The following is a 22,289-nucleotide window of genomic DNA, read 5'->3' as shown; positions in this document are numbered from 1 at the left end:
GGATAAGCCTCCACTACTTGGCAAGAGGTGTGCTCCTCATGAACAAGACGCGTCACGCGCCGGACATCTGGCTGCTGATTCCGATCCTGGTCCTGCTCGCCATCGGGATGATTATGGTCTACAGCGCGGGCTCCGTCCTGGGCTTCCGCAACTACGGCGATTCCTTCTACTTTGTGAAGCGTCAGGCGCTGTTCGCAGCGCTGGGGCTGACCGCGATGTACTTCACGGCCAGCATTGATTACCGGGTATGGCGGCGCTACGCAAAGCCGGCGCTGCTGGTCTGCTTCGGCCTGCTGGTCGTCGTGCTGATTCCCGGCATCGGCGTCGTCCGCGGCGGCGCGCGGAGCTGGCTGGGGATCAGCTCCTTCGGCATCCAGCCCTCGGAGTTCATGAAGATGGGGATGATTCTCTTCCTGGCGAACTGGCTCGGACGGGACGATTATGACATTTCGACCTTTACCCGGGGGCTGCTGCCGCCGCTGGCTCTTATCGGCAGCGCCTTCGCTCTGATTATGCTTCAGCCCGACCTTGGGACGGGCACGGTCATGATGGGCGCTTCGCTGATGATGATCTTTACCGCCGGCGCCCGGATGAAGCATCTGCTGGGCCTCGGGGCCGCAGGGCTTGCCGGCTTCGCCGGACTGGTCGCCGCCGCGCCGTACCGGCTGAAGCGGATTACCGCGTTCCTGGACCCCTGGTCCGATCCGCTCGGCTCCGGCTACCAGATTATCCAGTCGCTCTATGCGATCGGACCCGGCGGGCTTGGCGGACTGGGTCTCGGCATGAGCCGTCAGAAATTCAGCTATGTGCCCGAGCCCCAGACGGACTTTATCTTCTCCATTCTGGCCGAGGAGCTCGGCTTCATCGGCGGCATCGCCGTGCTGGGCCTGTTCCTGGTCCTGATCTGGCGGGGCATGAAAGTGGCCATGAGCCTGCCGGACCGGTTCGGCAGCTACCTGGCCGTCGGCATTGTCTGCATGGTCGCCGTGCAGGTCGTCATCAACATCGGCGTTGTCATCGGGCTCATGCCGGTTACCGGCATTACCCTGCCGCTGATCAGCTATGGCGGGTCGTCGCTGACCCTTATGCTGACAGCGCTTGGAATACTACTCAACTTATCCCGTTATGCGAGGTGAACGCTATGCGCGTCGTACTGAGCGGCGGCGGAACGGGCGGACATATTTACCCGGCCGTCGCCGTAGCGAGGCAGATGGAGGCGGAGGAAGAGAATCCCGCCTTTTTGTATATAGGAGGAACGAGGGGCCTGGAGAGCAAGCTGGTTCCCCAGGAGAACCTGCCGTTCAAGTCCATTGATATCACCGGATTCCGGCGCAAGCTGTCGATGGACAATGTCAAGACCGTGATGCGCTTCCTGAAGGGCGTCAAGGAGTCCAAAGCGATGCTGAGAGAATTCAAGCCAGACGTCGTCGTCGGCACAGGCGGTTATGTGTGCGGACCGGTAGTCTATGCGGCTTCCAGACTCGGCATTCCGACCCTGATCCATGAGCAGAACGCCATCCCGGGTCTGACCAACAAATTCCTCAGCCGGTATGCCGATACCGTCGCCGTAAGCTTCGAGGGAACGGAATCGTCCTTCTCCGGGGCGAAGAGAGTCATCTACACCGGCAATCCGCGGGCGACAACCGTTGCGGCGGCCAATGCCCGCCGGGGCTACGCTACGCTCGGCATTCCCGAGAACAGCACCGTCGTGCTGGTGATCGGCGGCAGCCGGGGAGCGAAGGCGATCAACGAAGCGATGATCGATATGGCGCCGCTGGTCATGAAGTCCGAAGGCGTCCATTACATCTACGTCACCGGGGAAGGCTACTATGAGGAGACGCGCAAGACGCTGCGGGCGAAGCTCGGCAGTCTGCCGAATCATCTGCATGTGCTTCCGTATATTCACAACATGCCGGAGGTGCTGGCCTGCACGACGCTGATCGTCAACCGGGCGGGAGCTTCCTTCCTGGCTGAGATTACCGCGCTTGGCATCCCTTCCGTGCTGATCCCATCGCCCAACGTGACGAACAATCACCAGGAGGCGAATGCAAGACAGCTGGAGAAGGAGGGCGCATCGGTTGTCATTCTCGAAAAAGACCTGACCGGCTCCGTCCTGCACGAGGCCGTCGCCGGCATCGTGGGCAGCGAGGAGCGCCGCCGCTCCATGTCGGAGGCGTCGAAGCGGCTGGGCAAACGCGACTCCGCGGCCGTCGTCACGGCAGAGCTGCGCCGGCTGGCCGCCAAAGGCCGCAAGTAGCGAGGGCGGCTGCGAAGGCGGCTGCGCCTCCGCCTCTTCGCCAGTCACACTCCCGGATCATCGTACATACGATATCGTATAAATCGTGACAATCACCCAGACCTTCCGGCCTTCCGGCCGAAGCGTCTTCGGGGATGAACGGTAATCCCGGAGGTGATACATTGGACAAATTGGTGATTGAGGGCGGAATTCCCCTGTCCGGCACCATTCGTATCCATGGAGCGAAGAACGCGGCGCTTCCCATTCTGGCGGCAAGCCTGCTGGCCGAGGGTGTGCATGTGCTCCGCAATGTGCCGAAGCTGCTGGACATCGAGACGATGCTGGCCATTCTGGACCGTCTCGGCTGCGCCACCGGGCATGCCGGCGATACCGTAACCGTGGACACCTCCTCTGTTGCGACCTCGCATGTACCCGCGGAGCTGATGAGGCAGATGCGGTCCTCCATCTTTCTGATGGGACCGCTGCTCTCCCGCTTTGGCGAGGTTACGATCTACCAGCCGGGAGGCTGCGCGATCGGAGAACGCAAGATTGACCTTCATCTGGAAGGTCTGAAGGCGCTAGGCGCAGAGATTACGGAGACGGGGGAGCAGATCTCTTGCCGGGCAGGCCGGCTGGTCGGCTGCGACATTCACCTGGATTATCCGAGCGTCGGCGCAACGGAGAATCTGATGATGGCCGCCGCAACGGCAGAGGGCACGACGGTGATCACGGGCGCTGCCCGCGAGCCGGAAATTCAGGATCTCCAGAACTACCTCAACCGAATGGGCGCACGAATTATCGGAGCGGGGACAGACACGATTACGATCCAGGGCGTCGATCGGCTGACGCCGTGCGAGTATGAGGTCATTCCCGACCGGATCGTGGCCGGAACCGTGATGATTGCGGCTGCGGCTACCAGGGGAAATGTAGTTCTGAGCGGGACGAACGCGGGTCATCTGAGCTCGCTGATCCACGTTCTGCGGCGCGCCGGTGTTCAAATCGCAGTCTGCAATGATATAATTGAAATCGGCTGTATGGGCCGCCCCAAAGCGGTGGACCGCATCGTGACTTCTCCGTATCCGTCCTTTCCGACCGATCTGCAATCGCAGATTATGGTGCTGCTGGCGCTGGCCGACGGATTCAGCGTCATCAAGGAGACGGTGTTCGAGGGGCGCTTCAAGCATGTGGAAGAGATGAACCGGATGGGGGCCGATATATCCATCGACCTGAACCGGGCGTTCATCCGCGGCGTGCGCCGCTTGTACGGAGCCACCGTGGAAGCGACCGATCTGCGGGCGGGAGCTGCGCTGGTCATCGCAGGGCTGGCCGCCCAGGGCACGACGGTAGTCGAGCAGGCCCACCACATCGACCGCGGATACGACGGCATTGAGTTTCTGTTCCGCAAGCTTGGCGGGCGCATTACCCGCAAGGTTCCGGGCGCCGTCGATCTGGCCAACTAATCGTCTGCCGTTCCTCCGCCGGAGCCTTCCGGCGGGGGGACGGGCCGATATAACGGAGAATAACTATGTCCAATATGCGTCTGCCTGTTCTCCCGGAGGACAAGCCCAAGAAAAAAATGAGCCGAAAAGTCACCCTGATTCTGCTGCTGCTCTTTTTCGCGCTGCTGGCCGTCATCTTCTTCCGGTCGCCCGTCAGCCGCATTACCGATATCGAGTTCACGGGCAGCCGGTATTCGAGCCGGCAGGAGCTGCTCAAGCACAGCGGCCTGAAGCAGAACGGCCAGTTCTTCGCCGTCTCCGGCTCGAAGGTGGAGAAGGCGCTGCTGGAACTCCCGACCATTCAGAAGGCGGAAGTGGACAAGTCCTTCCCGGGCCGTGTCGTTATCCGGATCACCGAATTCCCGGCCGTGGCCTATGAACTGGACGGGCAGGGCAGCCTGAAGGCCATCCTCTCCAGCGGAGCGGCTGTATCCGTGGACCACGCTGGCATCGCCGTGGAGAAGCCGATTCTGACGAACTGGAAGGCGAATGATCCCTACAAGGCGAAGCTCTGCCAGACCCTTGCAGGCATTCCCAATGAGCTGACCAGCGATATATCGGAGATCGTTCCGTCGCCGACGCTTTCTTTTCCGGACCGGATCAAGCTGTACACAAGGTCGCACTTCGAAGTGATCACGGCCGTTTCGCTGCTGAAGGAGAAAGTGGCCTACCTCAATCAGGTCATCGAGACGGAAGAGCCCGGTTTGATTCGGATGCTGGAGGCGGACTCCTACGTTCCGTTCTACACCGAAGGCGATGACGCTTCCGCAGAAGAACAGGCGCCTTAACTGGCACTACTATCTCGGTATAAAAAATGCTACAATCATTCTTATTGACACGCACGAGCACTCCCTCTTTTTTCTTCGGATTTTTAGAATCCAGACCCGTATTTGGAGTCTCCAAAAAATTTGTAGAAAAAAGAGGGAAAGGAATGGGCATGTGGAATATGTAAAAGGACCTTTCCCCAGGGCGGGAAACCATAACGAAGAATATCGATAACACGGGAGGTGCCATAGGGGTTGAGCAACAATGACATCATTGTTAGTTTGGACATCGGTACATCCAAAGTTCGGGCAATAATCGGAGAAATCACGAACGGAACCTTGAATATTATCGGTGTCGGTTCGGCCGATTCGGAAGGCATTCGCAAGGGCGCGATTGTCGATATCGACCAGACCGTCCATTCCATCAAGAGCGCTGTTGAACATGCCGAGCAGATGGTCGGTATTCAAATATCCGAAGTATACGTCGGGATTTCCGGCAACCACATCGGTCTGCAGTCGAGCCATGGCGTCGTCGCCGTCCAGAACGAGGACCGCGAGATTGGCGACGAGGATATCGCCCGCGTGCTCAAGGCGGCCGAGGTGATCGCGCTTCCTCCGGAACGCGAGGTCATTGATGTGGTGGCCAAGCAGTACATTGTTGACGGACTTGAGGGCATCCAGGACCCGCGCGGCATGATCGGCGTGCGTCTGGAAGTAGAAGCAACGATTGTTACGGGAGCGAAGACGCCTATACATAATCTGCTGCGCTGCGTAGAGAAATCAGGACTGCGGGTGAAGGATCTGGTGCTGATGTCTCTGGGCGCCGGCGGATTGGCGCTCTCCAAGGATGAGAAATCCATGGGGGCGGTGCTGGTGGATATCGGTGCAGGCGCAACGACCATCGCCGTGTACGAGGAAGGCGCACTGGTCGCCACTTCGACGATTCCGATCGGCGGCGAGTTCGTAACGAACGACATCGCCTACGGGCTTCGGACGCTGACCGACCAGGCGGAGAAGGTCAAGCTGAAATACGGCTGCGCCTGGATGGACGATGCGGCCTCCGATGTCGTATTCAAGGTGCTGCGGATCGGCAGCAACGTCGAGAAGGAGTTCAACCAGGAGGACCTGGCGGCGATCATCGAACCCCGCGTCCAGGAGATCTTCCATTTGATCCGCCAGGAGACCAAGCGGCTTGGTTACAGCGAGCTTCCCGGAGGTTATATACTAACGGGTGGAACGGTATCCATGCCCGGCGTGCTGAAAGCCGCCCAATCCGAACTGTCCGCATCCGTCCGAATTGCGGTACCCGATTATATCGGAGTACGGGACCCCGGATTTACAAGCGGCGTCGGAATTCTGCACCATGTGGTGCGCAGCTTCCGGGGCAGAAACAGCGGAACGAGCGCGAACAAGAAGACGACGGCCGGCAGAGCCAAGCCGAATCCGGCGCCGGCCGGCGAACCCGCGCCGCAGAAACCGGGAATTGTGGAACGTCTCAAGAACATTTTTAGCGATTTCATATAAGGCTTTTTTGCAAATGTCGATCTGATGCCCCGTAAGAGCGGCTGGGAAGAATCTTGCAAAAACCGCCTAGACAAACGTCCAGATATACTTGGACCGGCCATCCAAGCACTATTCGAGGGGGAGAGGGAACAATATGTTGGAATTTGATTTTGAAATGGAGAGCTTGGCGCAGATTAAAGTCATCGGCGTCGGCGGCGGCGGGAGCAACGCCGTCAACCGGATGATTGAGAACGGCGTGCAGGGTGTGGAGTTCATTACGGTGAACACAGACGCCCAGGCGCTGCATATGGCCAAATCGGAGCATAAGCTGCAGATCGGGGACAAGCTGACCCGCGGTCTCGGCGCGGGGGCGAACCCCGAGGTGGGCAAGAAAGCCGCCGAAGAATCCCGCGATTTGATTTCCAATACGCTGAAGGGTGCGGACATGGTGTTCGTTACCGCCGGCATGGGCGGCGGCACCGGTACCGGAGCAGCTCCGGTAATCGCCGAAATTGCCCGCGAATGCGGCGCATTGACGGTCGGAGTCGTAACCCGTCCGTTCACGTTTGAAGGACGGAAGCGGTCGACCCAGGCGGAACTGGGCATCGAGGCGCTGAAGGAGAAGGTTGACACTCTCATCGTCATTCCGAATGACCGTCTCCTTGAGATTGTAGATAAGAAGACGCCGATGCTGGAAGCATTCCGCGAAGCGGACAATGTGCTCCGTCAGGCGGTTCAGGGCATTTCCGACCTGATCGCCGTCCCCGGCCTTATCAACCTCGACTTTGCCGACGTGAAGACCATCATGACCGAACGCGGTTCCGCCCTGATGGGCATCGGCATCGCGACCGGCGAGAACCGGGCTTCCGAAGCGGCTCGCAAGGCCATTATGAGTCCCCTGCTTGAGACTTCCATCGAAGGCGCCCGCGGCGTCATCATGAACATTACCGGCGGCTCCAACCTGTCGCTGTATGAAGTCAATGAAGCCGCCGAGATTGTGACTTCGGCTTCCGATCCGGAAGTCAACATGATCTTCGGTGCAATCATTGAAGAGAGCATGAAGGACGAGATCAAGGTTACCGTCATTGCCACCGGATTTGAGCACAAGGGTGCTTCGATCATGCCGGGGCGCCGTCCTGCGGCGTCGCAGCCTGAACCGGCTCAACCAGACAAGACGGCCCTGCGTCCGTTCGGCAACACGCCGAGCGCGGACCAGCTAGATATCCCGACCTTCCTGCGCAATCGCTCGCGCGGCGGCAACCACGAGTAGGAACCCTGACAAGCGAATAGCGAATCGGATCTGGATGGCGCATACCCGCTCTTCGGCTTTAGCCGAGGAAGCGGGTTTTTTATTGCGAAGAAGGGAAAGCCAAAGAACCCTCGACAAAAAAAGCCCGATAGCGCCCGCAGGTTTAGACAGACTTTGAAGGGATGTCTTTCTATACTATTCATATCGTCCAACAAGCCGGACGGGAGAATGCAAGCCGCAATCAGGAACCGGCGAGAGCGGCGGATGGGTGGGGAACATGGCGGTCTATATCGATCTGGTCTTTCTGGTGAACGTCCTGATCGACGGAATCCTGCTCTGGCTGACGGCCTGGCTCGGCAAGCGAAGGATGCCTTGGTGGAGAATGGCGCTGTCGTCGGGCACCGGAGCCATGTATGTAGTGATGATGTTCGTGCCGGAGCTGGGCTTTATGTATACCTTTGTTGTCAAAGCGGCATTATCGCTGTTCATGATCGGCATTGCGTTTGGCTTCGGCAGCCTGCAGGGGTTTCTTCGACAGCTCGGATACTTCTATCTCGTGAACTTTGCGGCGGCCGGGGGCATTATCGGAATTCATTATCTGCTACAGAGCAGCGGAGACCTCTGGAACGGGATCCTGTATACGGCGTCGGGCGGATTCTCCTTCCGGCTGCGCATCGGGTTCTGGTTCACTGCGGGAACCCTGCTGCTGGTGTTGGGTCTCTTCAAACGTCTGCACACCGCCCGAACAGACAGACAGCGCCTGGAATCCTATATCGGCACGGTTACGGTTGAGATCGGCGAGGTGCGGATCAGCTGCCCGGGCCTGCTTGATACCGGCAACCGGCTGTGCGACCCGCTGACACGGACGCCGGTGCTGGTGATGGAAGCCGCGCTGTGGGAAGAGCATCTGCCCGCTTCGTGGAAAGGGCGTCTGTCGCGGGACGGCGCGGATCAGCTGCTGCTGGAATCGGACGGGCAGTCTTATGTCTGGCGGGACCGGCTGCGGCTGGTGCCGTACCGGGGCGTGAACCGGGCCGCCTCGTTCATGCTTGCGCTGAAGCCGGACCAAGTCACCGTTACGATGGACGGTCAAGAACGGGTGACCGCCCGAGCGCTGATTGGACTGGACGGCGGCACGTTGTCTGCGGAAGGGGCTTACCGGGCCGTGATCCACCCTGATCTGGCTCAGCCGGAAGCGGGGGCGCCTGCGGGTACGGGCCCGAACTTCTTGAAGGAGGTACCACGATGATCCATTGGAAAATGACGCTGCAGCTCCAGTATTACCGGGTGCTGTTTCTGCTGGGACTCAAGAGTCAGGAAATCTATTATATCGGCGGAAGCGAGGCGCTGCCGCCGCCGCTGACGCGCGAAGAGGAGGATTATCTGCTTCAGCGTCTGCCCAGCGGGGACGCCGCTGTCCGGGCGATGCTGATTGAGCGCAACCTGCGCCTAGTCGTGTACATCGCCCGCAAATTCGAGAACACCGGAATCAATATCGAAGACCTGGTGTCCATCGGCGCGATCGGATTGATCAAGGCGGTCAATACGTTTGATCCCGAGAAGAAGATCAAGCTCGCGACCTACGCCTCGCGCTGCATCGAGAACGAAATTTTGATGTATCTGCGGCGCAACAGCAAGACCCGCAGCGAGGTCTCGTTCGACGAGCCGCTTAACATTGATTGGGACGGCAACGAGCTGCTGCTCTCCGATGTTCTGGGAACCGAGAATGATACCATCTACCGGGGAATCGAAGAGCAGGTGGACCGAAAGCTGCTGGAGAAGGCGCTGGAGAAGCTGAGCGAGCGCGAGCGGATGATTATGGAGCTGCGCTTCGGGCTTAGGGGCGGAGAGGAGAAGACGCAGAAGGATGTAGCGGATCTGCTCGGGATTTCCCAATCCTATATTTCACGGCTGGAGAAGCGGATCATCAAGCGGCTTCGCAAAGAATTTAACAAGATGGTATGAATAAAAGGCGCAAATTCAGTCAGGAATAAAATGGACTGCCGGGGAGATAATGTACATTAATGTTTCTCCTTGGGAGGTTAATCATCATGACCCGTAACAAAGTCGAGATTTGCGGCGTGGACACCAGCAAGCTTCCCGTTCTGACGAACGCGGAGATGCGCGAACTCTTCACTTCGCTTCAGCAGCAGGGGGAGCTATCCGCCAGAGAGAAATTGGTCAACGGCAATCTGAGGCTGGTGCTCAGCGTCATTCAGCGTTTCAACAACCGCGGCGAATTCGTGGACGATCTGTTCCAGGTCGGCTGCATCGGGCTGATGAAAGCCATTGACAACTTTGATTTATCCCAGAATGTCAAATTCTCCACCTACGCCGTTCCGATGATTATCGGAGAGATTCGCCGGTATCTCAGGGACAACAACCCGATCCGGGTATCCCGTTCTCTGCGGGACATCGCCTACAAAGCGCTTCAGGTCCGCGACAGCCTGACCAATCAGAACTCGCGCGAGCCCACGATCTTCGAGATTTCCGAGGCGCTCGGCGTTCCGAAGGAGGATGTGGTATTCGCCCTGGACGCCATCCAGGACCCGGTTTCGCTGTTCGAGCCGATTTACCATGACGGCGGCGATCCGATCTACGTGATGGACCAGATCAGCGACGACCGGAACAAGGATGTGTCCTGGATCGAGGAGATTGCGCTTCGGGAAGCGATGCAGCGGCTCGGCCAGCGCGAGAAGCGGATTCTATCGATGCGTTTTTTTGAAGGCAAGACCCAGATGGAAGTCGCCGACGAGATCGGCATTTCCCAGGCCCAGGTCTCCCGGCTGGAGAAATCGGCCATTCAGCAAATGCAAAAGCATGTGAAATCGTGACCGCTGTGCGGCCGCGTCATGGACAACCCCACGTATCAGGTGGGGTTTTTGGCATGTCTTTAGAAAGCGGGAAGCGCAGACCGGTGAATCGGAAGTCATGAGGCCAGGCCTCCGGCTCATATACTGGACGAAGAGAGCAGAGGTTCAACCGAAGGAGGGCGGCCATCATGAATCCGGACACAGCCGCAGCCGGCAAGCGGATGAAGATCTCCGATTTTCAGACGAAGGATGTCATTAATATTATTGACGGCAAAAGACTGGGCCAGATCGGCGATCTGGAACTGGACCTGCGCCGGGGAGTGATCGACGCCATTATCATTCCCGGCTACAGCCGGTTTCTCGGGCTGTTCGGCGGAGGAGCCGACCTCGTCATTCCCTGGCGGAATATCGTCAAGATCGGCTCGGATGTGGTGCTCGTCAAGATGGATGAACCCCGCCCGCAGGAGGCGGAGGAACGGGAACCCGTCTACCTGGAGCGGGGCGACCGGGTGGAGCGCCCGGAACGCAGCGAGCGGCGGAGTTATTGAGAGGGCCTGCGTCCTCCGGTTTGGGAAAGGACAATCCGCTATGTTACACTAGCAGGGAGGTGAAAGGGAGATGGAACCATTTGTACATACCGGCGGCAGCCCGTCGCTGCTGCTTTTGAAGAAGTGGATGGACGCAGAGGCGGGCCTTGCCGCGGGATTTACCGGACGCAGCGGCGGGGCGGGCGAGGCGCCGTATGACAGTCTGAATGCCGCACTGCATGTAGGCGATGATCCGCAGACGGTGCTGCGCAACCGTGAGATTCTGGCCCGGAGCCTGGGCTTTGAGCCGGAGGACTGGACCTGCGGAGAACAGGTTCATGGCGCAGCCGTAGCTGTAGTCTCCGCGCCGGACCGGGGGAGAGGAAGCCGGGACCGGACTTCGGCGTTCCAGGATACCGACGGTCTGCTGACGGATGTGCCGGGCGTTCTGCTGACCTCTTTCTACGCCGATTGCGTCCCGCTCTTCTTCTGGGACCCGGAGCGCCGGGCGGTCGGATTGGCGCACGCCGGCTGGAAGGGAACGGTCGCCGGCATTGCCGCCGTTATGGTGAAGCGGATGCAGGAGGAATACGGCAGCCGTCCCGGCGATCTGCGGGCGGCGATCGGCCCCAGCATCGGGGCCTGCTGCTATGAGGTGGACGAAGCGGTGATGGACCGTGCGCGGCCGGTGCTGGCGGAGCTTGAGGCGCAGACGGAAACGGCTGACCCGATGTTCATTCCGTCTGCAGACCGGCCGGGCCGAACGATGCTGAACTTGAAAGAATGCAACCGGCGGATTATGATAAAAGCAGGAATTTTGCCGACTCGTATCGAATGTACCAGTTGGTGTACAAGCTGTCGGCCCGATCTGTTCTTCTCCTACCGGAAGGAGAACGGAACAACCGGCAGAATGACGAGCTTTATCGGCCTAAAGGAGAGTTGACCCTTGACTTTGCAAGGCAGAATAGACAAGGTTCGGAACGCCGTAAGCGAAGCCTGCGCGGCGGCCGGACGCGACCCCCGTGACGTCAAGGTGATTGCCGTAACCAAGTATATCTCGCCGGAGAAGACCGCCGCCGTACTGGACGCCGGTCTGACCGATATCGGGGAGAGCCGGTGGCAGAGCGCACAGGAGAAATGGGAATCCCTCGGAAGCAGGGGCACCTGGCATTTCATCGGGCATCTGCAGACCAATAAGGTGAAGGACGTAATCGGCAAATTCGCATATATTCATTCCCTGGACCGGCTGTCGCTGGCCCGGGAGCTTCAGCGCAAGGCGGAAGCGGCCGATCTTCAGGTGAAAGCGTTCGTTCAGGTGAACATTTCGGGCGAAGAATCCAAGTATGGCCTCAGCCCGGAGGCGGTTCCCGGATTTCTTCGGGAGATTGCCGGGATGAACCGGATCGAGGTCGTCGGGCTCATGACCATGGCCCCCTATGAGGGCGATCCGGAGGAGACGCGCCCGGTGTTCCGGGGCCTGCGCGAGCTGCTGGACAAGCTCAATGCCATGTCCCTGACCCCGAAGCCAATGACCGAGCTGTCGATGGGCATGTCCAATGATTACGAAGTGGCGATACAGGAAGGAGCCACCTGGGTCCGCCTGGGTACGGTGTTAGTAGGCCATGAGGAGGGAGATCAATGGGTGTGATGAACCGGTTTATGAGCTTTTTGGGATTGCAGGAACAGGAAGAAGTCGTGGAACGCGAGCGTCTGGAGGACCGGACGGAGGAAGAATTCGAGCCGGTTCCGGCGGAGCCCCGCCGGCCCCAGCGCGCAGGCAATGTCGTCAGCATTCACTCTCAGAAGAACGTGAAGGTTGTGCTGTATGAGCCGCGTTCCTACGAGGAGGCCCAGCAGATCGCGGATCATCTGCGCTCGCACCGGACCGTTGTGGTGAATCTGCAGCGGGTGCGGCATGATCAGGCGAAGCGGATCGTCGACTTTCTCGGCGGAACCGTCTATGCGCTGGGAGGAGAGATTTCCAAGATCGGCGGCAATATCTTCCTCTGTACGCCGGATACCGTCGAAATCCAGGGATCCATTACCGAAATCCTGAACGACGAACAAGATTACAACAGAATGAGGTGAAGGGGCTTTGTCCCAAGTTCTAGATATTATTAATATCCTTTACGGGATATACATGTGGATGATTATTTTCTATGTGCTGATGTCCTGGTTCCCGGCGATCAGCAACTCCTTTGTCGGCGAACTGCTGGCTAAGCTGGTGGAGCCGTATCTGGCGCCTTTCCGCCGTGTGATCCCCCCGCTGTTCGGCACTATGGATTTCTCGCCGATCATCGCTTTCTTCGTGCTTCGCTATGCCGTGATGGGCCTTCAGGCCATCATCATCTACCTGTTTGGTTGAGGCCGGGAAGATGAAGAATGAGATTTACGGACATTTTCATCCCGATGAGCGCCCTTTTGTGGATAAGGCCTGGGAATGGGTAGAGAACGCCGCCGTGTACCATGAACTGAAGCGGACGGAATTCTTGGACCCCCGCCAGGCTTTTATTGTAGAATCGCTGGCCAACCGGAATCCGGATGTGGCGCTTCGTCTGGACGGCGGTTACCCGGATGCGGAACGGCGGCGGGCGCTGATCGGACCGGACTACCGGGACCTGGACAGCGAGGAGATGGAGCTTCGCGTACTGGAAGCCGTTCCCGTGGATTCGGGCGGGCTGGATCATGGAGACTATATGGGCGCGCTGCTCGGACTTGGCGTCAAGCGGGGAACCATCGGCGACATTCATGTGCTGGAGGACCGCTGTCATGCGGTGGTAACGCGGGAGATGGCGGATTTTCTGTCGATTCATCTGACCGGCGTCGGCCGATCCGCTGCCACAACTTCTGTGCTGCCGATCGGCATGCTTCGTCAGGCCCAAGCCCGGATGGAGACGTTCGAGATTTCGGTCGCTTCCCTCCGGCTGGATGGTATCGCTTCCGATGTCTGCCGGGTAAGCCGCAGCAAGATCCTGGCTCCGATCAAAGCCGGAAGAGTCCGGGTCAACTGGAAGGCGGAGGAGAACCCCGCTGCCCTCCTGAAAGCAGGAGATACCGTATCGGTGCAGGGATTCGGGCGTTTTCGCGTGCTGGAGGTCGGCGATCTGACCAAGAAAGGCCGCTACCGGGTCGGCATCGGCAAATTTGTGTGAAGGGCCCGGCAGGAATCGGCGGACGATTGTCGAAATGGAATATTCCTATAGGGCCGTAACATGTCGAAGGCCAACAGCCGATACATGTTAGTGAGATGCGGACCCGGCGGGTTGAAGCCGGTTGTCCGAAATTTTCCAGGAGGTGCGCAGCATGCCATTAACGCCGCTCGATATACATAACAAGGAGTTCGCGAGAAGGCTCCGGGGTTATGACGAGGACGAGGTCAATGAATTTCTGGATCAGGTAATCAAGGATTACGAAGCCGTTATCCGCGAGAATAAGGAACTGCAGGGCCAGCTCCTGACCGTTCAGGAACGACTGGACCACTTCACCAATATCGAAGATACGCTGTCCAAGACGATAATCGTTGCGCAGGAAGCGGCGGATGAAGTCAAGAACAACGCCAAGAAGGAAGCGCAGCTGATTATCAAGGAGTCGGAGAAGAACGCCGACCGGATCATTAACGAGGCGCTGTCCAAATCGCGCAAGATCGCGATCGAGACGGAAGAGCTCCGCAAGCAGGCTTCGATCTACCGGACCCGGTTCCGCACCCTGGTGGAAGCCCAACTGGAACTGCTGTCCCAGGATGACTGGGATGCACTGGAGTCGCGCGAAGCCCGCGAGGAAGTCGTCTAGAGAGAAGGCATGCCCGGTTGATATTTGCTGCGCAAGCGGCTATAATTAAAGGATACATGATTTAACAAGACATTCGATGACGGGACCAGTACGGCATGGTTGACGTTCCCCAGAGAGTCGGCGTTCGCTGCAAGCCGATGTGCGGATCATGACGGAAGATCTTCCCCGAGAAGCCGAACCGAAGCGTATTCCTCAACGGAACGTGAGTAGGAGAGGCCGTCCTTGCCGGTCGTTACCCCGGCCCCGTGTTCCGATCCGGACCGGACTTGAGATTTCGCCTGTCAGCCGGCTCTTCCTAGAAGAGCGCGGAAGCATGGCGGAGAATTAGGGTGGTATCGCGAGCTGCGCTCGCCCCTTAACAGGGGCGGGCGTTTTTTGTTGTTCCAACAGAGCAGAAGGAGGCATTTCGAATCATGCACAAAGTTGACGTCCGCGAGAAAGCGCGCGACCGGGATGTTCGCATCCTGAAGAAATGGAACGAGGAGAACACGTTCCGCCAATCAATTGAGAACCGGGAAGGCAAGCCGAACTACGTCTTCTACGAAGGTCCGCCGACCGCCAACGGCGCGCCGCATATCGGCCATGTGCTGGGCCGGGTCATCAAGGATTTTATCGGCCGCTACCAGACCATGAAGGGCTACCGCGTAGTCCGCAAGGCGGGCTGGGATACCCACGGACTGCCGGTCGAGCTGGGCGTCGAGAAGCAGCTCGGCATCTCCGGCAAGCAGGAGATTGAGAATTACGGTGTCGAGGCGTTCATCAAGAAGTGCAAGGACAGCGTGTTCGGCTACGAGAAGCAGTGGCGCGAATTCACCGAGGCGATCGGCTATTGGACCGATCTCGACAATCCGTATGTTACGCTGAACAACAGCTATATCGAGAGTGTATGGAACATCCTGGCGACCGTTCATGAGAAAGGGCTGCTCTACCGCGGCCACCGCGTCAGCCCGTACTGCCCGAGCTGTCAGACCACGCTGAGCTCCCATGAAGTCGCCCAGGGTTACAAGACGGTGAAGGATCTCAGCGCCACGGCCAAGTTCAGACTGGACGGCAGCGGCGAATATGTGCTGGCCTGGACCACGACGCCGTGGACGCTCCCGGCCCATATGGCGCTCGCCGTCAATCCCGAGATGGACTACGTGTGCGTGAAGCAGGAGGACGGCGTCTATATCCTCGCCAAGAACCTGGTGGACGAGGTTGTCAAGGGCGACTATGAACTTCTGGGCGAGCTGAAGGGAGCCGAGCTTGTCGGCAGAACCTATCAGCCGCCGTTCAGCTTCATTCAGGCGGAGCGCAGCAACGTCATTGTCGGCGCATCCTTCGTCACCGACGCCAGCGGTACCGGTATCGTTCATATGGCTCCGGCCCACGGCGAAGACGACTACAAGGCCTGCCGCGAGAACGGCATCAGCTTCGTGAATGTGGTGGACGCTTCGGGCAAGTATACCGAGACCGTGCGCGATTTTGCCGGCCGGTTCGTCAAGGAGTGCGACCTCGACATTGTCAAGGCACTGTCCGAGAAAGGCCTGCTGTACGGCAAAGAGAAGTACGAGCACAGCTATCCGTTCTGCTGGCGCTGCGATACTCCGCTGCTCTATTACGCCACAGACAGCTGGTTCATCAATACCACGGCCATCAAGGATCAGCTGATCGCCAACAACAATACGGTGGATTGGTACCCGCCGCATGTCCGGGAAGGACGCTTCGGCAAATTCCTCGATGAGCTGGTAGACTGGAACATCAGCCGCAACCGCTACTGGGGAACGCCGCTGAACGTCTGGGTCTGCGAAGCGACCGGGAAGGAATTCGCTCCCCACAGCATCGCCGAGCTGCGGGCCATGGCGACGACGGAGGTCCCGGAGGACATCGAGCTGCACAAACCGTATGTGGATGCGATCCGGCTGAAGAGTCCGTTCCGGGAGGGAGCGGAAATGGTCCGCACGTCCGAGGTCATCGACGTCTGGTTCGACAGCGGTTCGATGCCTTTTGCCCAGAGCCACTATCCGTTCGAGAATGCCGATAAGCTGGATGACCAGTTCCCGGCAGATATGATCTGCGAAGGGATCGACCAGACGCGGGGCTGGTTCTACAGCCTGCTGGCGGTATCGACGCTGTTCAAAGGCAGAGCGCCGTACAAGGCCGTCATCGCCACCGGACATATCCTGGACGAGAACGGTCAGAAGATGTCGAAATCCAAGGGCAATGTCATCAACCCCTGGGATATCATGAACGAATACGGGACGGACGCGTTCCGCTGGGCAATTCTGTCCGACAGCGCGCCGTGGAACAACAAGCGCTTCTCCCGCGGCCTGGTCGGAGAGAGCAAGTCGAAGGTTGTAGACACGCTGGTCAATACGCACGCCTTCCTGACGCTGTACGCCGGCATCGACGGCTACGATCCGGCTGAGCATTCGTTCCGTCTGTCGGCCCACAAGCTGGACCGCTGGATTCTGTCGCGGCTGAACAGCCTCATCCTCGTGGTGGATAAAGGGCTTGCGGTGAATGACTTTGTCAACACCTCGAAGGCGATCGAAGGGTTCATCGACGAGCTGAGCAACTGGTACATCCGCCGCTCGCGCGACCGCTTCTGGGGCAGCGGACTGGGCGAAGAGAAGCTGGACGCCTACCGGACGCTGACGCATGTGCTGCTGACCACATCCAAGATTGTAGCTCCGTTCATGCCGATGCTGGCGGAGGATATCTTCGTAAATCTGGGCGGAGGCGAGAGCGTGCATCTGGCCGATTACCCGAAGGCCGACGAAGGGCTGATCGATCTGGAACTGGAGCGCGATATGGAGAGCGCACGGAACATCGTCGAGCTGGCGCGCAACGTCCGCAACGAGACCGGCATCAAGACCCGGCAGCCGCTGCCGGAGCTGATTGTCTCCATGAACCGGGAGTTCAACGTCTCCGACTATGAGGAGATCATCAAGGACGAGATCAACGTCAAGTCGATCATTCTGGAAGACAGCGACAGCGGATTCGTAGACTTTACCCTGAAGCTGAATCTGAAGGTCGCCGGCAAAAAGTACGGCAAAAATGTCGGCTTCATTCAGGGCTTCCTGAAGGGAATGGACAGCGGCGCGACCCGCGCCGCCGTGCAGAACGGAGCCGTCCACGTCACGTCTCCGGAGGGCGAGGAGCTTCAGATCACCGCCGACGAGCTGCTGATCGAGAAGCAGGCGAAGCCGGGCTTCGCATCGGCTTCGGGCTATGGACTGACCGTGGCGCTGAACACCGAGATCACGCCGGAACTGGTCCAGGAAGGCTGGGTGCGTGAAATGGTCCGCGCCGTTCAGGATTACCGCAAACGGCTGGACCTGCCGATCGACAAACGGGTGGAGCTGACCCTGGATCTGGATGAAGAGCTGAAAGCCGCCGTCACCGCATTCGAGCATGTGCTCCGCGATAACGTGCTGGTGACCCGTGTGGACTTCGGCTCCGGCGAAGGCTTCGAATCCGTCGATCTCGGCGGCAAGAACGTCGGCATCAAGATCGGCTAGCAGGCAGTTAGGAGAGGGAGCGGCGGCGAAATGGCCGCTTCCTGCATGGCCCGTCCGCCCCGCGCATATACTAGCGAGGGAGTACAGCGGCGGAAGACGAAAGAGAAGGCGAACCCGCGCCAGCCAGACTGTGCGGGTTCGCCTTCTCTCGCGTTGCAGCCCGGCGATCGGAGGAGGAGGAAGACAGGTGCCGAAAGACAGCACGCGGGAACCCCCGGAATTATCCCCGGAATTATCTAATGAGGAGAAGCTGAACACCGTCTACCGGATGGCGGCGGATTGGGGCCGGCGGATGGAGAAGTCCCGTCTCTCCGAGTACACCGATCTGCTGCAGTCGCCCTGGTCGCTCATCTGGCGGAATCTGCTCGCCGGAGTATCCCGAGGCGTCGGAATCGCGCTTGGATTTACGTTCTTTGCGGCGACGATTATCTATCTGCTTCAGCTGCTGGGAGCGCTCAATCTGCCGATCATCGGCGATTACATTGCCGACATTGTCCGGATTGTCCAGCATCAGCTTGAACTCAAAACGTATTAACGCCGGCCGGGGCTGTCTGCATATTCCGCAGGACAGCCCCGGCTTTGGATGTGCGCCTAAGGACGCGGACCGTTCGGGTCCAGCAAATAATCCCCTTCTCCGCTGTCCAGATAACGGCGGTAAGGATCGCCTTCCACAACGAACACCTCGGTGCCCGTAATATCGGTGGCGACAAAATTCTCCCAGGCCTCCACCCAGCCTTCGTTCTCGTCGGCTTCGATTTCGACTTCATTATAGGAGTCGATATTGTTGCCCTCCGCCATGGCCGGCGTGGTTGAGGAGCCGTAGCTCTCGACAATCTGCCAGGCGTCTTCGCCGTCAAAGCCCGAATACTCATGCTCATCCAGACTGCTGCGGCCGAAGGGCGGCATCAGGAAATCTTCCTCGACGGGGCGGGTATGCGGCTTCTCCTGCTTAGGGCTGCTATCCTTGCTGTAGCGGGTCCAGGGGATGGCGCGGAGACGCTCGTACGCGATCGGTTCGCCGGTTGCCTGGCAGATGCCGTAGGTGCCGTCGTTCATCGCTTCAAGTGCGGCATCGACATCCGCCAGCTCAAGCTCTTCCCGTTCAAGCAGCGAGATGTCCATCTCCCGCTGGAACAGATCGGTCGCCGCATCGGCCGGATGGTTGTCGATTTCGGACAGTTCTCCGGTATTGTCGCGCATCGACTCTGCGAGGCCGTAATGATCGTTCTCCTGAAGGCGCCGGCGGATATCGGACTGCCGTTGCTCCAGCTGCTGCCGAAGGCCGGCAAGCTGGGCGGCCGTAAGATGATTCATGGCTAGTTGCTCCTTTCGAGACAATCGCGGCTTGGCATTTCCTAAGCGTTAGGTTGCCCGGGGGACGGAAGCGCTAGACAGGCGGAATTCAGCCAAAATATCGGATGGCTGCCAGCCGCCGCCATCTGTCGCCAAGCTTCGCTTCTCATGGACGGGCTCTTTAGCCCTATGCTACAATAGACGGGAATGCGCGAAAGAACGGCAGAGCCGACATCAGAACGGAGTGACAATTGTAGTGGTCTATTATGTGATTGCCCTAATCGTCTTTTTGCTGGATCAAGGGAGCAAATATTTGATTGCGCACCGGCTGGAGCTCAATGAACAGATTCCGGTTCTCGGGAATTTCTTCCTGATCACATCGCACCGGAACACGGGAGCGGCCTTCAGCATCCTGCAGAACCAGCGCTGGTTCCTCATCGCCGTGACCGTTGTAGTGGCAATCGGCATCGTCTGGTACCTCAACAAGACCCGGAAGACGCGGAAGCTGCTTCCGACCGCGCTGGCGCTCGTGCTGGGCGGAGCGATCGGCAACTTTCTCGACCGGGCGATGACCGGCGAAGTCGTCGATTTTTTGCAATTCAATTTCGGCAGCTATACGTTCCCGATCTTTAATTTTGCCGATTCCTGCATTGTAGTCGGGGTGGCGCTGATTATTCTCGATGCCCTGCTTGACCTTGGAGGCGGAGACGAAGTGAAGGAGATCAAGGAACTCAAGGAGGAGAATGAATAACTTGGATTCACCGGATAAAGCAGCGATCACTTGGACGGTTCAGGCCGAAGATGCCAAGGTACGGATCGATAAATACATCACGGAAGCCTGGGAAGCGGACATTTCGCGCTCCCAGGTGCAGCTCTGGATCGAAGGCGGCCATATCACGGTGAACGGCAGACAGATCAAGGCCAATTACAAGCTGTCCGCAGGCGACGAGATCGCCGTCCGGGTACCGGAACCGGAAGCCGCCGAATTGACGCCGGAGGATATTCCCCTGGATGTGGTCTATGAGGATTCCGACGTGATCGTCGTCAACAAACCGAGAGGAATGGTCGTGCATCCGGCTGCGGGGCACCCTTCGGGAACGCTTGTGAACGCCTTGATGTATCACTGCAAGGACCTCTCGGGCATCAACGGCGAGATCCGCCCGGGAATTGTCCACCGGATCGACAAGGACACCTCTGGACTTCTGATGGCGGCGAAGAACGATGCCAGCCATGCTTCCCTGGCCGGGCAGCTCAAGGAACACAGCGTGACGCGGCGCTATTTCGCCGTCGTTCACGGCAACATGGCTCACGACGAGGGCACCGTAGACGCGCCGATCGGCCGCGATCCCCATGACCGCAAGCTGTATACGGTCACTGAACGGAACAGCAAGACAGCCGTCACCCACTTCCAAGTTGTGGAGCGCTTCGGGGATTCGACGCTGCTGGAGCTGAAGCTGGAGACAGGCCGGACTCACCAGATTCGGGTCCATATGAAGTTCATCGGCCACCCGCTGGTCGGAGACCCGGTCTATGGCCGGAGCAAGGGCGTATTCATGGAGGGCGGGCAGGCGCTGCATGCGGCCGTACTGGGCTTCATCCACCCATCGAGCGGAGAGTATCTGGAATTCACCGCGCCGCTCCCGGAAGATATGGAAGACCTGCTGCACCGGCTGCGGACCCGTTAAGGGGAAGACACGGGGGAAGACGCACAAGTGCAAATGAAGAGCGGATTTGTCCATGGAAGACAGAAGCCGCTTCAGGCATAGTTAGAACAGAATTCCATATGTCAGGAGTGACCGAGCAGTGAGCATCGAACACTATCAGAACACGTATATCCAGAATAATTTCGCCGACCGGATCGGCGGGTCCAACTATGGCAAAGACACGAACATCTACAAGTTCGAGAAAATCAAACGCGCCAAGGCGTCCGCGAAGAAGGACTTCCCGGACATCGAGCTGATCGACCTCGGCGTCGGCGAGCCGGACGAGATGGCCGATGCCGGTATCGTCGCCAAGCTGGCCGAAGAAGCGGCCAAGGAGGAGAACCGCGGATATGCCGACAACGGCATCGCCGAGTTCAAGGCGGCTGCCGCACAGTATCTGAAGGACGTATTTGGCGTGGACGGTATCGATCCGGACACGGAAGTGCTGCATTCCATCGGCTCCAAGCCGGCACTGGCGATGCTGCCGTCCGCTTTTATCAACCCGGGCGACATTACCATTATGACCATTCCGGGCTATCCCGTACTGGGCACGCATACGAAATACCTGGGCGGCGAGGTGTATCCGGTTGAGCTGAAGAAGGAGAACGCCTTCCTGCCGGATCTGAAGTCCATCCCGGAAGAGATCGCCCGCAAGGCGAAGCTGCTCTATCTGAACTATCCGAACAACCCGACGGGAGCAAGCGCCACGCCGGAGTTCTTCGCCGAAGTGGTGGAATGGGCGAAGAAGTACAACGTCGTCGTCGTTCACGATGCCCCGTATGCGGCCTTGACCTATGACGGCGTGAAGCCGCTGAGCTTCCTCTCCGTGCCGGGCGCGAAGGATGTCGGGGTGGAACTGCATTCCCTGTCGAAATCCTACAATATGACCGGCTGGAGAATCGGCTTCGTCGCCGGCAATCCGCTGATCGTGAAGGCGTTTGGGGATGTCAAGGACAACAACGATTCGGGCCAGTTCATCGCCATCCAGAAGGCGGCCGCCTACGGCCTTGCCCATCCGGAGATTACCGAAGCGATTGCGGCCAAATACTCCCGCCGGCATGATATGCTGGTTGAGATGCTGAACGGCCTCGGTTTCTCCGCCGAGAAGCCGAAAGGCTCGTTCTTCCTCTATGTGGCTGCGCCGAAGGGCGTCAAGGGAGGACGCCGATTCGAGTCCGGCGAAGATTTCTCGCAGTATCTGATCCGCGAGAAGCTGATCTCTTCCGTGCCGTGGGATGACGCGGGCGCCTATGTGCGTTTCTCCGTTACATTTGCCGCCAAAGGCATCGAAGAAGAGAAGCGGGTCATCGGCGAAATCAAGCGCCGCCTGAGCGACGTGGAATTTGAATTCTAAGGTCATAATTGAACAGAACGGGTAAGAAGAAGCGGGCTCAGCGACTGGGCCCGTTT

22 protein-coding genes are annotated in these 22,289 nt (G+C 58.9%); 21 read left to right on the top strand and 1 reads right to left on the bottom strand.

The features are described 5' to 3' along the window. The first annotated feature begins 38 nt into the window (after positions 1 to 38). The 18 genes from spoVE (at position 39) to RBI05_RS04445 (ending at position 18,418) form a co-directional block, all read left to right on the top strand. A complete protein-coding gene (gene spoVE / locus RBI05_RS04530) occupies positions 39 to 1,136 on the top strand; it encodes a stage V sporulation protein E (protein WP_150456890.1) in 1,098 nt (365 codons plus the stop codon). Between the two features lie 5 nt (positions 1,137 to 1,141). Next, complete coding sequence (gene murG, locus RBI05_RS04525) at positions 1,142 to 2,257, top strand: undecaprenyldiphospho-muramoylpentapeptide beta-N-acetylglucosaminyltransferase (RefSeq protein WP_150456889.1); 1,116 nt, start codon at positions 1,142 to 1,144, stop codon at positions 2,255 to 2,257. Positions 2,258 to 2,391: 134 nt separating this feature from the next. Then, on the top strand, positions 2,392 to 3,696 hold the full coding sequence (gene murA / locus RBI05_RS04520) for a UDP-N-acetylglucosamine 1-carboxyvinyltransferase (protein ID WP_191089466.1): 1,305 nt from the start codon (positions 2,392 to 2,394) through the stop codon (positions 3,694 to 3,696). Positions 3,697 to 3,761: 65 nt separating this feature from the next. Beyond that, positions 3,762 to 4,523 (top strand): cell division protein FtsQ/DivIB, encoded by a 762-nt coding sequence (locus RBI05_RS04515; RefSeq protein ID WP_310550249.1) that lies wholly within the window; start codon positions 3,762 to 3,764, stop codon positions 4,521 to 4,523. Between the two features lie 231 nt (positions 4,524 to 4,754). After that, positions 4,755 to 6,023 carry a cell division protein FtsA gene (gene ftsA, locus RBI05_RS04510; RefSeq protein WP_150456886.1) on the top strand — a complete coding sequence of 423 codons (1,269 nt, stop codon included), beginning with the start codon at positions 4,755 to 4,757 and terminating at the stop codon, positions 6,021 to 6,023. 133 nt (positions 6,024 to 6,156) lie between these two features. Continuing rightward, the gene (gene ftsZ / locus RBI05_RS04505; RefSeq protein WP_150456885.1) at positions 6,157 to 7,272 is read left to right on the top strand and encodes a cell division protein FtsZ; all 1,116 of its coding nucleotides are present in this window, start codon (positions 6,157 to 6,159) and stop codon (positions 7,270 to 7,272) included. A gap of 256 nt (positions 7,273 to 7,528) precedes the next feature. Then, positions 7,529 to 8,500, top strand: a complete 972-nt coding sequence (spoIIGA, locus tag RBI05_RS04500) for a sigma-E processing peptidase SpoIIGA (protein WP_310550248.1) — start codon at positions 7,529 to 7,531, stop codon at positions 8,498 to 8,500. Then, complete coding sequence (gene sigE / locus RBI05_RS04495; RefSeq protein WP_150456883.1) at positions 8,497 to 9,216, top strand: RNA polymerase sporulation sigma factor SigE; 720 nt, start codon at positions 8,497 to 8,499, stop codon at positions 9,214 to 9,216. The genes spoIIGA and sigE overlap by 4 nt, the downstream gene beginning before the upstream one ends. 86 nt (positions 9,217 to 9,302) lie before the next feature. Further along, complete coding sequence (gene sigG / locus RBI05_RS04490; RefSeq protein WP_150456882.1) at positions 9,303 to 10,085, top strand: RNA polymerase sporulation sigma factor SigG; 783 nt, start codon at positions 9,303 to 9,305, stop codon at positions 10,083 to 10,085. Positions 10,086 to 10,252: 167 nt separating this feature from the next. Continuing rightward, positions 10,253 to 10,612: a YlmC/YmxH family sporulation protein gene (locus RBI05_RS04485; RefSeq protein WP_223879760.1), complete on the top strand. Its 360-nt coding sequence runs from the start codon at positions 10,253 to 10,255 to the stop codon at positions 10,610 to 10,612. Positions 10,613 to 10,682: 70 nt separating this feature from the next. Further along, on the top strand, positions 10,683 to 11,534 hold the full coding sequence (gene pgeF, locus RBI05_RS04480; RefSeq protein ID WP_310550247.1) for a peptidoglycan editing factor PgeF: 852 nt from the start codon (positions 10,683 to 10,685) through the stop codon (positions 11,532 to 11,534). A 3-nt stretch (positions 11,535 to 11,537) separates the two neighbouring features. Next, positions 11,538 to 12,239 carry a YggS family pyridoxal phosphate-dependent enzyme gene (locus tag RBI05_RS04475; RefSeq protein ID WP_310550246.1) on the top strand — a complete coding sequence of 234 codons (702 nt, stop codon included), beginning with the start codon at positions 11,538 to 11,540 and terminating at the stop codon, positions 12,237 to 12,239. Then, entirely contained in the window at positions 12,230 to 12,679 is a 450-nt protein-coding gene (locus RBI05_RS04470) for a cell division protein SepF (RefSeq protein WP_150456881.1), read from the top strand. Before RBI05_RS04475 ends, RBI05_RS04470 begins: the two co-directional genes overlap by 10 nt. A gap of 7 nt (positions 12,680 to 12,686) precedes the next feature. Further along, positions 12,687 to 12,956 (top strand): YggT family protein, encoded by a 270-nt coding sequence (locus RBI05_RS04465; protein WP_150456880.1) that lies wholly within the window; start codon positions 12,687 to 12,689, stop codon positions 12,954 to 12,956. A gap of 10 nt (positions 12,957 to 12,966) precedes the next feature. Continuing rightward, positions 12,967 to 13,743: a YlmH family RNA-binding protein gene (locus RBI05_RS04460; protein ID WP_310550245.1), complete on the top strand. Its 777-nt coding sequence runs from the start codon at positions 12,967 to 12,969 to the stop codon at positions 13,741 to 13,743. Positions 13,744 to 13,894: 151 nt separating this feature from the next. Further along, positions 13,895 to 14,380: a DivIVA domain-containing protein gene (locus RBI05_RS04455; protein ID WP_150456878.1), complete on the top strand. Its 486-nt coding sequence runs from the start codon at positions 13,895 to 13,897 to the stop codon at positions 14,378 to 14,380. A gap of 413 nt (positions 14,381 to 14,793) precedes the next feature. Beyond that, complete coding sequence (gene ileS / locus RBI05_RS04450; RefSeq protein WP_310550244.1) at positions 14,794 to 17,883, top strand: isoleucine--tRNA ligase; 3,090 nt, start codon at positions 14,794 to 14,796, stop codon at positions 17,881 to 17,883. A 187-nt stretch (positions 17,884 to 18,070) separates the two neighbouring features. Then, entirely contained in the window at positions 18,071 to 18,418 is a 348-nt protein-coding gene (locus RBI05_RS04445; protein WP_150456876.1) for a DUF5665 domain-containing protein, read from the top strand. Between the two features lie 56 nt (positions 18,419 to 18,474). Here RBI05_RS04445 and RBI05_RS04440 read toward each other — a convergent pair whose 3' ends face one another. After that, positions 18,475 to 19,197, bottom strand: a complete 723-nt coding sequence (locus RBI05_RS04440; protein WP_310550243.1) for a TraR/DksA C4-type zinc finger protein — start codon at positions 19,195 to 19,197, stop codon at positions 18,475 to 18,477. 235 nt (positions 19,198 to 19,432) lie between these two features. Here RBI05_RS04440 and lspA point away from each other — a divergent pair, with 235 nt between their 5' ends. From lspA to RBI05_RS04425, 3 genes are all read left to right on the top strand, one after another. After that, positions 19,433 to 19,927, top strand: coding sequence for a signal peptidase II (gene lspA / locus RBI05_RS04435; protein WP_150456874.1), 495 nt, complete (start codon positions 19,433 to 19,435; stop codon positions 19,925 to 19,927). A 1-nt stretch (position 19,928) separates the two neighbouring features. Further along, entirely contained in the window at positions 19,929 to 20,861 is a 933-nt protein-coding gene (locus RBI05_RS04430; protein ID WP_310550242.1) for an RluA family pseudouridine synthase, read from the top strand. 118 nt (positions 20,862 to 20,979) lie between these two features. Then, the gene (locus tag RBI05_RS04425; RefSeq protein WP_310550241.1) at positions 20,980 to 22,233 is read left to right on the top strand and encodes an LL-diaminopimelate aminotransferase; all 1,254 of its coding nucleotides are present in this window, start codon (positions 20,980 to 20,982) and stop codon (positions 22,231 to 22,233) included. Positions 22,234 to 22,289 lie beyond the last annotated feature (56 nt).

Origin of the sequence: Paenibacillus glufosinatiresistens (genome assembly GCF_031470375.1) — a bacterium.
Lineage (GTDB): Bacteria > Bacillota > Bacilli > Paenibacillales > Paenibacillaceae > Paenibacillus_AQ > Paenibacillus_AQ glufosinatiresistens.
This window is presented reverse-complemented; position numbering and strand designations above follow the sequence as displayed.